The 11,496-nt window shown below is 46.3% G+C and carries 10 protein-coding genes; 5 read left to right on the plus strand and 5 right to left on the minus strand.

Annotated features, from left to right (window positions below):
• Nucleotides 1-966 (plus strand): ATP-binding cassette domain-containing protein (locus tag RMO27_RS17515; protein WP_309734861.1); only part of this gene is annotated, 966 nt, incomplete at its 5' end.
• Between the two features lie 7 nt (nt 967-973).
• Here the strand turns inward: RMO27_RS17515 and RMO27_RS17520 are convergent.
• The 4 genes from RMO27_RS17520 to RMO27_RS17535 all read right to left on the minus strand — a co-directional run bounded on the left by RMO27_RS17520 (nt 974) and on the right by RMO27_RS17535 (nt 5,225).
• On the minus strand, nt 974-1,303 hold the full coding sequence (locus tag RMO27_RS17520) for an MGMT family protein (protein ID WP_309734863.1): 330 nt from the start codon (nt 1,301-1,303) through the stop codon (nt 974-976).
• Nucleotides 1,304-1,307: 4 nt separating this feature from the next.
• The gene (locus RMO27_RS17525) at nt 1,308-2,195 is read right to left on the minus strand and encodes an MBL fold metallo-hydrolase (RefSeq protein ID WP_309734882.1); all 888 of its coding nucleotides are present in this window, start codon (nt 2,193-2,195) and stop codon (nt 1,308-1,310) included.
• 213 nt (nt 2,196-2,408) lie between these two features.
• Nucleotides 2,409-3,743, minus strand: a complete 1,335-nt coding sequence (locus RMO27_RS17530; protein ID WP_309734866.1) for a TldD/PmbA family protein — start codon at nt 3,741-3,743, stop codon at nt 2,409-2,411.
• Between the two features lie 555 nt (nt 3,744-4,298).
• Nucleotides 4,299-5,225 (minus strand): LysR substrate-binding domain-containing protein, encoded by a 927-nt coding sequence (locus RMO27_RS17535; RefSeq protein ID WP_309734868.1) that lies wholly within the window; start codon nt 5,223-5,225, stop codon nt 4,299-4,301.
• 324 nt (nt 5,226-5,549) lie between these two features.
• Between RMO27_RS17535 and RMO27_RS17540 the strand changes: the two genes are divergently transcribed.
• Nucleotides 5,550-5,969, plus strand: coding sequence for a hypothetical protein (locus RMO27_RS17540; protein WP_309734870.1), 420 nt, complete (start codon nt 5,550-5,552; stop codon nt 5,967-5,969).
• A 117-nt stretch (nt 5,970-6,086) separates the two neighbouring features.
• Here RMO27_RS17540 and RMO27_RS17545 read toward each other — a convergent pair whose 3' ends face one another.
• Nucleotides 6,087-7,865: an ABC transporter substrate-binding protein gene (locus RMO27_RS17545; protein WP_309734873.1), complete on the minus strand. Its 1,779-nt coding sequence runs from the start codon at nt 7,863-7,865 to the stop codon at nt 6,087-6,089.
• A gap of 193 nt (nt 7,866-8,058) precedes the next feature.
• Here RMO27_RS17545 and RMO27_RS17550 point away from each other — a divergent pair, with 193 nt between their 5' ends.
• The 3 genes from RMO27_RS17550 to RMO27_RS17560 form a co-directional block, all read left to right on the plus strand.
• The gene (locus RMO27_RS17550) at nt 8,059-9,213 is read left to right on the plus strand and encodes an FtsW/RodA/SpoVE family cell cycle protein (protein ID WP_396133747.1); all 1,155 of its coding nucleotides are present in this window, start codon (nt 8,059-8,061) and stop codon (nt 9,211-9,213) included.
• Between the two features lie 173 nt (nt 9,214-9,386).
• Nucleotides 9,387-10,799, plus strand: a complete 1,413-nt coding sequence (locus tag RMO27_RS17555; protein ID WP_309734877.1) for a 1-acyl-sn-glycerol-3-phosphate acyltransferase — start codon at nt 9,387-9,389, stop codon at nt 10,797-10,799.
• A 153-nt stretch (nt 10,800-10,952) separates the two neighbouring features.
• On the plus strand, nt 10,953-11,496 hold a 544-nt coding region (locus RMO27_RS17560), incomplete at its 3' end, for a chloride channel protein (RefSeq protein WP_309734880.1).

Consider the following 11,496-nt stretch of genomic DNA (forward strand, 5'->3'; position numbering starts at 1 on the left):
CGCAAATTAATTTCAGACTTCACATATGAGTTTTCTCCCGAAGATCGCATCGGTATTATCGGTGAAAATGGCGCGGGTAAATCTACTCTGATGGATATCTGTATCGGTCGATTAGCCCCCGACAGTGGTAAAGTAGATATCGGTAGCACCATTCATATTGGTTACTTCGACCAACATTCTGAAGACTTGCAAGAAGCTGGTACCGAACAACTCCGCGCGATCGACTATATTAAAGAAGTTGGTGAATATGTCAAAGTCGCCGACGGCAGCCAAATCAGTGCCTCGCAAATGTTGGAGCGGTTTCTATTTACACCGAATCAACAATATACACCGATTAATAAACTATCTGGTGGTGAAAAGCGACGGTTATTTCTATTGCGCGTCCTGATGAGTATGCCGAATGTCTTAATCCTCGACGAGCCGACTAACGATCTCGATGTCCAAACCCTGGGCGTATTAGAAGAATATCTCTCGGAATTTAACGGCTGCGTGATTGTAGTTTCCCACGATCGCTACTTCCTCGATCGCACTGTGGAGAAAATATTTGCCCTCGAAGACAAAGGTAATGTCCGCGAATATCCAGGTAATTATTCTGTCTATCTCGACTATAAGCAAGCCGAAGCTACCGCTGATAAATTGGCTGCTAGAGATCGATTGAATACTAAAACAGTCGCCAAAGCTGCGCCAGTTGCGACAATCGTTCCGACAGGCTCCGCCAACGCCCCAGAAGCACCTAAAGAGGAGAAGAAACGCCGTTTATCCACCTGGGAACAACGGGAATTTACCAAGCTCGAAGCTCAGATTGCCAAACTGGAGTCGGATAAAGTCAAGCTGGAGCAAGAGTTAGCACATTCGCCGAATGCTGCATATAATCAGCTTCAGAAACTCACAGCCGACTTGGAACAAGTTAATAAATCGATCGACTCTACGACGGAACGGTGGCTGGAACTGGCAGAATTTGCCTAGATTTTAGCTAGTGATCCATCAAATCTAATGGTGCTTGCCAGCGGTATATTTTGAGATCGATCCGATTAGCTGGGGTGAATTGAATCCCTTCTCGTTCTAGTAAAGTTTTCTGCAAGTAGTCACCACCACTACGGGCGATCGAATAAGAAATTTCACCCTTGGCATTGACGACGCGTTGCCACGGAATATCTGAGGCAATCTCGACTCGAAATAGGGCATAACCGACCAATCTCGCTTTGCCATATAAACCCGCTAATTCAGCAACTTGCCCGTAACTGAGGACTTTTCCAGGCGGAATTTTCCTGACGACATCATATATTTGCTGATATTTAGACATTTAGTTAATTAGCTGTTTCCAATTGAGCAGAAATCGCCGCCCGTTCGCCGACTAAGATGTCCATGCCCTCACGCGCCACGATCGCGGTGGGAAAAACTTGCTGCGATTGTAACTCGATCGCGTCCATAAATTCATCATTATGAGTGGGATCGTGATGGAAAATTACGAGCTGTTTGACATTTGCAGCTTTGGCAATTTTCACACCTTCTTGCCAAGTCGAATGACCCCACCCAACTTTACTAGCTTGGGGTCGATCGTACTCTTCATCGGTGTAAGTAGCATCGTAAATTAGGACGTCAGCGCGATCGGCTAATACTAAAACATTGCGATCGAGTTTATCTTGGAAATGCTCTGTATCGGTAATATAAGCAACCGCATAATCCTGCCAGCTCACGCGATAACCCATTGCGCCGCCAGGATGATTGAGGGCACCAGTCGAGATGGTGACGTCACCCAAATTGACTGTGTCGCCATAGTCGAGATTGTGAAACCTCAGATTTGCGCCCATTACCTGCAATGGTACCGGAAAATTGGGTTGGGTCATTTGATCGTGGAGACGATGCTCGATCGTCACACCGTGGGGAATTACGCCACCATAAATATCAAACTCATTCCCCTCCATAAATGCCGGGGAAAAGAAGGGAAAGCCCTGGATGTGATCCCAATGGGAATGTGAAAAAAATAAATGTCCGCTGACGGGAAGATGACCGAGCAAGGATTGTCCCAAGACATGAATGCCAGTACCCGCATCAAAAATCAGCCGATAACCGCCAACTAACATTTCCACGCAGGGCGTGTTGCCGCCGTAGCGAACAGTGGTAGTTCCAGGGCAAGCAATACTCCCCCGCACGCCCCAGAAATGAACTTTGAATTGGTCTTCCGGTTTGGACATGAAATCAGTTGACAGTTGACAGTTGACAGCTTTTGTAAATGCTAGGAAGTATGTCACCGCGAGATTTGCAGCGGCTGATGAGATCGAGACTAGCTTCAACCTGTTAATGCACAATTACCTCACATTGATATAAGCTATTATGCCCATAAAAATCGGCAATTGAGACGGGATCTCCATGTTCGATCGCGAGAATGTATAAAAATAGCGATCTTTTTATAGCGTGTATGTAAAATCTTCAACTAATAAACCAGGTACCCAGCTCCCACCCAGTTGCCGACTGCTATAGGTATCGACATCGGGAATAAATTCCACATGGTTGGTCAAGGCGATTAGATTCTCGCCCCAGCACCGGTAGAGACTTTCATCAAAGCGCAAATTGGCGATCGGTGCAACGATCTCACCCCGTTCGACCCAAAAACTCGCATAGCGAGTCATCCCAGTCACGCGCCCCGTCGGTCGATCGCTCCAGTTGAGATAATGGAGATTGGATAAGTATAAGCCTGTATCTAAACTGGCTAAAATCCGATCGGGTGTGAGATCTCCAGCTTGAATTTCTGCCGAACGGAGTGACTCGCTGCGATTGGCACCATTGGCAGGTTTTTGGTACTCTTTAGCCGTGCGGGCATTGACCAAGGTATTGGCCAAGCTGCCGCGATCGATCAGCGTTAGCTGGGCAGGCGCAATTTCACCGAGTTCGTTAAATCTTGGCACCAACCCCCGTTGGAAATTTTCGGAGATCGTCAACTGGGGAGATAGAGATTGTTCGCCGCGCTGCAATGCCCCAAAACAGCTCCGCCCCTGCTGCAAGGCTGCCTCGCTAATCCCGCCCCAAGATAGCATTCCCAACAAGTCAGCAGTGGCTGCTGGAGCTAAATAGGTGCGATATTTGCCGCGCTCGATCGTTTTGAGCGGTTGCGCTAATCGGGCTAATTGCGTTTTCGATTCGGCAATTTTGGCTTGATAAGTGGCATTATCCCAATGACTGCCCGCGAGAGTGCCTTTGACGGCTTGTCCGGTGGGAGTAAACAGCGAGTAATCCAGAGTATAGGATTCGGTCGCAAACCAGTGTTTTTGACCGCTACTATCGGCATAGCCCCGCATCACTGTTCCGCCAGCGTACAAACCTGTAAAGTCTAAGCTCGCCACTTCTGGCAGCAAGCTATCGACCACTGCCACCGCTGGTAATAAGTCGCCAGCATGTACCTCATAACTGGTAGCAGCTCCGGTGGGCAATACTAAATAGGGATCGATGGGTAGCTGCGGTACTTCCAGGCGCAGGGCTGCCAGTGCCGCTTGCACCTGAGGTAAATCGATGTCTACCTCACCAGTAAACGGAAACTCTACCGAACTGCTCCGTTGTTGGGAAATCAGTTTCAGTTGGAGACTACCATCAGTCACGATCCCCGTCTGACGCACTTTGGCATGATTGAACCGCGTAAACTGACTGACTTCGCCCTGCAACCGCAACGTAAATTGTTCGTCAGCACGGAGACTGGTGAGTAAACCAGCCAACACTTGATCGAAACTAGCCTCTAATCGATCTATCACTGAAATTTCTTAAATATTAGTGCGCAAGCTACCTTAATATGCGTAGCTCAACTCTAGTTTACAATATTTTTTAAGCGGTTAACTTTATGTATAGTTTCCGCAGTGTGCACTCTCAATTTTATAAATATTGCTTGCGATCGCAAGCAATTAGTCGTTTAGGTGCTAACTTAATAGACAAGAAGCAAATAGCTTCGATGTCCACAGATAACTGACCGTACAGGTTAGATTATCGATCTAATAGGAGAAAATTAGTTCTAGATTATTTGGATATTTGCTGTCTCACTCCAACTCCAAAAGCGACACGAATCGACAACCTACATATCTCTAAAATACTGTTAAGACGGGAGCCATCCACTACTAGGCTAGTGCAACTCCACATTTGACAAAATTAAAAAATAGAGATCCCTGAAGCTCCTGTTGTAGTGTTGCTTTTTGCATGTCCAGCACTTTCCTTGTCGATGAAGTATGTTATTAGTGAGAAAGCGGGGAACGGGGAAAGATTGTACTTCGTAATTTAGAAAAGTGCTATATCTGTTCGGGAATTATCGCCAGATCTCAATTACTAATTTGCAAGCGCATTTTACTAGCAATTGTCTGAGATTCTTGTTGAAGAAAATCAAAGAAGGTACTCGCTAGAATCGATAGTTGTTTGTCGGCGGGATAAATCAGATACCAATGCCGTTCGATCGGAAAATGTTGAACATCTAAAATTGTCAGTCCCGACATCGCGGCTTCTGGGGTAAAAGTATGTTGCGACAGGACTGAAATCCCCAAACCCACGCCAATCGCCTGTTTGATCGCTTCATTGCCGCCCAGTTCCAAGCGGACTCTCACGGAGACACCATGCTTGGTAAATAATTGTTCTACTGCTGCCCGCGTTCCCGAACCGCGTTCGCGCATGATAAATTGTTCATTTTGGAGTCTGGTAATTGGGATGTTTTTCTCTTTCGCTAGGGGATGATTTTTAGGTGCAATGACTACCAGCGGATTTTCCAGAAAGGGGTGTAAAGCGACATCCAATCGATCGGGTATCTTACTAATGATATATAAGTCATCGAGATTTTCATTCAGCCGTTCGATAACTCGCTCGTGATTGGTAATTTCGAGGGCGACATCTACCCCTGGATAAAGTTGACAAAAAGGCGCGATCGCGCGCGGCATAAAATATTTAGTCGTAGTAATCGTCGCGATTCTGAGCTTACCTTGTTTGAGACCTTGGAGATCGGTCACTTTCATTTCAAACCGCGATAATCGATCGAAGATTTCGCGGCAAGTAACTAATAATTCCTGTCCGGCTTGAGTCAAATACAACTTTTTACCAATTTGCTCGAACAGCGGAATTCCCACGTTTTGGGTGAGTTGTTTAATCTGCATGGAAACTGTCGGCTGTGTCAAAGACAACTCTTCTGCGGCGCGAGTAATGCTAGTTAATCTCGCTACAGTTTCAAATACTTTTAGTTGATGGAGAGTAGATTGACGCATTTTGTTCGATTAAACAGTTGATAGTTCCGAAAATATCTGAGCGGTTGATTCTTGATCTTGAAACTCGAAGTTGTAAATGTATTAACTCGAATACAACTACTGTTAAAACGACGATTGATCGACTGTAGAGGCTAGATCTAGACAGAAACTCATACAACGATTGTATATTGTTCTGACGATCGATTGTCCGCAAGGCAATTACTGGATCCCACACCCAGATCCAGCTCCATCCACTCAGCAGCAGCTCGAATGCCGCCACCACCGACAAACATCACTCGATCGTCAAGCTATACTAGTTGCATAGTCCCCATCACCTATTTCTGTATGGAACGCGGTTTAATGTGGCTCCCATTGCTTGGAGCATTTATCTGGCTGGCAAGAGCGGGATCGAATGAATATCAGAAAATCGAAGCTTACAAGCGATGGGCGATCGGATTTGATCGCTGTAAGTATGATATTTATGCCGTGATGGGACTCAAAGATCGAGAGATTAGTTGGGGTAAACCAACTAAAAATGAACCCAAAGATCTGCAAACATTTAGCCTCGATCGCATTCAAAGAATTCAATTAATCGTCGATAATCATGTTATTGATTTAGACGATCTCCCATTGAAGGCTAAGAAGATCGATCTCCGGTTTGAGTCGATCGATCCGGTTGAATTGATCGAGATTCCGTTTACCGAAGTACCGATGGCGGCTGAATGGGCGAAGTTTCTCAAGCAATCGATCGCCAAATCTGAATAATCTCACATCTTACACTAGATTTAAATACACTATTGCTTAGTGTAGATCCAGGGTACCCACAAAGCTAAGCTTTTACTAGTCCTTATATATTAGTGAAAGATGTGATTAATTCAAGAATTACTCTGCGCTGACTCTCAGTTCGTGTAGATTCCAGAATGCTCCTGAAATTGGGGAATAGTCGATCCCTTTAACGCGGTTTTTAATTGCTGATAAAGACAAAGGATTTACTAAATAGATACACGGTACATTCTCCTGTGTAATTTTCTGCGTTTCGATATAGAGTTGACGACGTTTACCTTCATCTAATTCCTGGGCTGCTTGAATATATAATTCGTCGATCTTCTTTTCCCAATCGGCGACTTGGCGATCGGTAATCGGGGGCTTGCCCACTTGGGGTTTGACATTAAAGAGATGGGAACCACCATCTACAGACCAAAAATTCGCCCCATCATTTGGTTCGACGCCGCCAGTAAAACCAATTAACAAACTATCCCATTGCAGCGAGCTATCGATTTTTTCAACCAGCAGACTAAACGCGATCGGTGTAAAATCGACATCAATGCCCACTGGTGCTAAATCTTGCTTAATCTGCGTACCCAAGGCTTCGCGAATTTTATTACCTGAATTAGTTACCAACGTAAATCTGACTAGATTACCGCGATCGTCAACGAGTTTTTTTTGCTCATTATATGTAAAGCCAGCAGCCGCAAATAGTTCTTTAGCTTTCTGCGGATTGTAATCATAACTGGGCAATCCTTGCTCGCGGGATAAATAGTAAGGACTAGGCACCGAAATTGGTGAATCTTGCGGCGCACCCAACCCCCGATAGATATTATTAATCATCCGCTGGCGATTGATACTATAGGCGATCGCTTGCCGAAATTTGACATTATTAAACCAGCGTGATTTGATCGGATCGACTAATGGTTTACCATCGCGTTCGCCTTGATTGAGATTGAAAGACATAAACGTGGTACCGGTTGCGGCTCCACCATTGTAGATTTTGTAGCCGCCAATTTGCTCTTCTTTTTTGAGCAGGGAAAAGAAATCAGGCGAGACACCAAATGAATCCAGTCCGCCCGATCGAAATTGAACTAGAGCTGTATCTGTAGATTCGACAATTTGCCAAACTACGTTATTGATGTAGGGCTGCTGTTCACCTTGGGCATCCTTGCGCCAGTAGTAGGGATTCTTTTTAAAAACCAATCGTTCGCCAGGAGTATAAGAGTCCAGCATAAACATGCCATTAGAAACCAATTTCTTCGGGTCGGTATCAGTACCCCAAGTACTCAAGAATAGAGGTTTGCCTTTACTATCTTTTTTAGCGATCGTCGGTCGTAATATATGGGCGGGGAGGATGCTGACGCCCAACGATCTGAGGAAGGGAGCAAATGGTTCTGGTGTTGTAAATTCAATCCGACTATCGTCGATCTTTTTAACAGTTGGTAATTGCCGCTTTTTACCAATTTTCAGGATATCGCGCGTGTCAGTAGGAATCGCCTCATTAAAATAGACTTCATTAAAAGTAAAAGCCACATCATCGATCGTCAACGGCACGCCATCAGACCATTTGAGATTTGGTTTGAGCGTAAAAGTAATCTGCTTTTGATCGGGTGAAATCTCCCAGGATTTAGCTAATGCTGGTTCGATTTCGCCTTTACCATTCTCGGTAATTAAGCCTTCACCGACATAACCAAAAATATTTGGCGATTCATTACTCAAGGCGGGGTTGAAAGTTTTGGGGTCGCTAAGAATTGCCGAGACTAATCGTTGGTTAGTTGCCGCAGTAGAAGAACTAATTAGTTGTTGACAACTACTAATGCCGATCGCGATCGCCAAGACGGCCAAACCCAGCGACCAGCGTTGCCAGTTAGTAATAATGATATTTTTTAACATTAGGAAAATTAGAGGAGACGAGGCGATGTAGTCGGGATTCTAGAGAATAGCTCGAATAATTAGGTGTTGTGGTTAAATAGTATAAGTTTTCGATCTGGTCTGGCAAGCCCACTTCAGATTGAGCTTGAGTCAAAATTATCCTATCTGTCGGATTGTCGATCAGCTTGCACCCTATCCCCTCTTGAGCACTATCGTGAATTTGCGCCTTTTGATTCCATTTTTTGACCCCACAGTAAAAGACTGGTCGCTAACAGCGCGATTGATGCGGTGGTTGACTTTTTTATGGCTGACAATCGGGATGGTAGTGTTATTCTCGGCGTCTTATTATCATGGCGAGATCGAAAGAAAAGATGGCTTATATTATTTTAATCGCCAAATTATTGCGGTGGTAATCAGCCTATTCATTTTTAATGTGATCGTCCATCTGCCACTGCGCAAGCTGCTCAAAGTTGCTCACTGGATGTTGCTGGGGGTCTTGCTCCTGCTGTTGATGACGGCACTGCCGGGAATTGGCAAAAATACGATGGGGGCGACACGATGGATTGGGATTGGGCCGATCGTCATTCAACCCTCAGAGCTGATCAAACCCCTGCTAGTATTGCAAGCCGCCAAGCTATTTGGCAAATGGCAGCAGTATCCCCCCAAGGTAAAGGCGACTTGGTTGGGAATTTTTGCATTAGTGTTATTGGCAATTTTAAAACAACCGAATCTAAGTACGACATCCCTGTGTGCGCTAGGGTTATGGTCGATCGCGTTTGCTGCTGGCTTGCCGCTGCGACAATTAACTTTTACGGCTCTTGGTGGTGTGATGGTGGCGGGGGTGAGTTTGATGCTCAACTCATACCAACGCGCGCGGGTGATCTCATTTATCGATCCGTGGGCAGATGCCCAAGGTAATGGCTTTCAATTGGTTCAAAGTCTATATGCGATCGGTTCTGGCGGTTTCTGGGGCAATGGCTTCGGTCGATCGCAACAAAAATTAGATTATTTACCCATTCATGATACAGACTTTATTTTCTCGGTGTTTGCCGAAGAATTCGGCCTGATTGGGAGCTTATTGCTGCTCATCATGGTGATGAGTTATGCCACTTTGGGTTTATTAATCGCGCGGCGCAGTCAGCAGCCAGTACATCGCCTGATTGCTGTCGGTGCGACTACTTTTATTGTGATTCAATCGTTATTTAATATTGGTGTGGCTGCGGGTACGCTACCGACGACGGGTTTACCACTACCGATGTTTAGTTATGGCGGGAGTTCGATGATTGCATCGTTAATCCAGTCGGCACTACTGATTCGAGTTGCCAGAGAGTCAGCAGCAGCCAAAGTCATTCAACTCAATCGGGTTTAACCTTTGATAGTTGACAGCGTTCTGAATTGAGCTAGGAATTTAGTCTCTAGAGCGGTGCTAATGAGGCGATACTGGCTCTCAATCCTAGATACTACCTGTGAAATCAGTCATTTATACGGTGATTAATTTTACAATTAAAGGTATCCTCAACTGGGTCAGAGAGTATTTTTCACATGCCCCAAATCACCACAGCTCAACCTCGGTTAGCATTTTTAGCCCCAAAATTCAATCTTTTGGTGCTCCGGCTAGTCGTCTGGCTGTTGCCTTACTGGTTAAAATACAAACTGCATATTCTGAAGATCGATGTCACTGATATCGATCGGTTAGTGGAAGTTTACAAACAAGCGCAGACGGGTAGGCTGCGACTGATCATGGCTTTTAGACATCCCAGTCGCGATGATGCTTTTTGTCTGGGATACCTATTGACCAAAATATTACCGATCGCAGCCAGAAGGCATCGAATTGTGTTCAGATCGCCGATCTTCGCTCACTTTATCTACGATCGGAGCCTACCGCTGTGGGCGGGTAAATTTGCCGCTTGGATCTATCCCCGATTGGGGGGCATTCCGATCCAGCGGGGTCGCACCGACCGGGTGGCGATCGAGACAGCAAGAGAGTTGCTACTTAACGGTGAAATGCCCATTGCCATCGCACCTGAGGGTGCGAGTAACGGACAGAGTGAGTCGGTCAGTCCGCTGGAGTCGCTCGCGGCTCAGATTGGCTTTGGGGGGATGGCAGATCTGATGAGATTGAGGCGAGATGAGGATGTGGCGATCGTCCCGATCGGCATTCAATATTATTATCTCCATGAGCCGTGGGACAAACTCGAAAGTTTAATTTGTGAATTGGAGACAGCCTGTGGACTAGTTGTCGATCGATATGACTCGCTGGTGGCGATCGCTCAAAGTGATGGGCGACCGATGCGTAAACTGCTCTACGACAGGTTTTACCATCTGAGCCAACATTTGCTCTATCAAGTCGAGAATTTTTACGCCCAGTTCTACCAGTATCAAATCCCCGAACGTCCGTCGATCGCACAACCGCTGTCGCGCACAGAAATTTCGCAACGACTCCAGCAGCTATTAGATTTTGCCCTGCAAGTATCCGAAAGTTATTTCAATCTCCCACCCCAAGGCACTAAAACCGATCGCGTTCGCAACATCGAACGCGCAGGTTGGGACTGGATCTATCGCGAGGAATTGATATCCCCCGAAAACTTATCCCCTGTCAGTCGTAAATTAGCCGATCGGATTGCTACTGAAGCTGACTTACGCATGTGGCACATGCGGATTGTCGAAAGCTTTATTGCTGTTACCAGCTCTTATGTCAAAGATCGACCGACGATCGAGCGGTTCGCAGAGATCGCCTTGCTGTTATGGGATATCATTGCTCAGATTCAAGATCGCCAGTTAGCCACCCGCCCCATTCTCGGCGATCGTCGCGTCCTGATGACTATTGGCAATGCCATCCCGCTCTCCGATTATTGGGATCGGTATAAAAGTGGCCGCAGGCAAGCCCAACAAGCCACGACCGATCTCACCCAAGAGTTACAAACAGCGATGGAAGGATCGATCGATCGAGGTTAGGGGCGTTGGGAGACTGGGTGACTCGAACAAAGACGCTTGCGTCCATAAATTTTCTACACCCTACCCCCTATTCCCTATTCCCATTTGAGTCAAATAAACATTACAATTTAATTAACAAAATTTAATCACTCTCTCATAGTTCTGGCGTTATCCATGACCGTAATTCCGCCATCATCAGTGTCCCCCATGGCACCAGTGCTCTCGCGCCTGACTAGCAAGCTCAATCGGCTCGAACCCTCTCCCGGTCTGGTAGTAATGTTGCTATCGGTCTTGATCGGTGGGGCTGCTGGATTGGGAGTAGTTTTATTTCACTACCTGATCGATCTATTTAATAGCTCCTCTCATACGCTCATCGTCGATAAAATCGATGGACTATTCCATATTCAGGGCGTGAAAGGTGCTTGGCCATTGGCATTGGTGCCGATAGTAGGTGGCGCGATCGTCGGCATGATGCGGTGGTATTGGCAGGATTTTGGCCCTAATATGAATTCAATGATTGCGGCTACCCAAGACAGCCAAAAGATTACCCCGTGGCGGGGTTTGGTCAAAATGGTCGCCGCCTCAGTATCGCTAGGAACTGGCGCATCATTGGGGCCAGAGGGTCCAAGCGTAGAAATCGGTGCCAACCTGGGGATGTTTTTGGGACAGGCTTTACATGCTTCCCAGGAGCGGCAGCGATTGTTGCTCGGTGCTGGTG

It is taken from the genome of Chamaesiphon sp. OTE_75_metabat_556 (assembly GCF_031378165.1).
GTDB lineage: Bacteria > Cyanobacteriota > Cyanobacteriia > Cyanobacteriales > Chamaesiphonaceae > Chamaesiphon.

Excerpts from the sequence above, each read along its gene's own strand:
- RMO27_RS17520 (WP_309734863.1), bottom strand. The coding sequence starts at position 1,303 with ATGTCTAAATATCAGCAAATATATGATGTCGTCAGGAAAATTCCGCCT.
- RMO27_RS17525 (WP_309734882.1), bottom strand. The coding sequence starts at position 2,195 with ATGTCCAAACCGGAAGACCAATTCAAAGTTCATTTCTGGGGCGTGCGG.
- RMO27_RS17535 (WP_309734868.1), bottom strand. The coding sequence starts at position 5,225 with ATGCGTCAATCTACTCTCCATCAACTAAAAGTATTTGAAACTGTAGCG.
- RMO27_RS17540 (WP_309734870.1), top strand. The coding sequence starts at position 5,550 with ATGGAACGCGGTTTAATGTGGCTCCCATTGCTTGGAGCATTTATCTGG.
- RMO27_RS17545 (WP_309734873.1), bottom strand. The coding sequence starts at position 7,865 with ATGTTAAAAAATATCATTATTACTAACTGGCAACGCTGGTCGCTGGGT.
- RMO27_RS17555 (WP_309734877.1), top strand. The coding sequence starts at position 9,387 with ATGCCCCAAATCACCACAGCTCAACCTCGGTTAGCATTTTTAGCCCCA.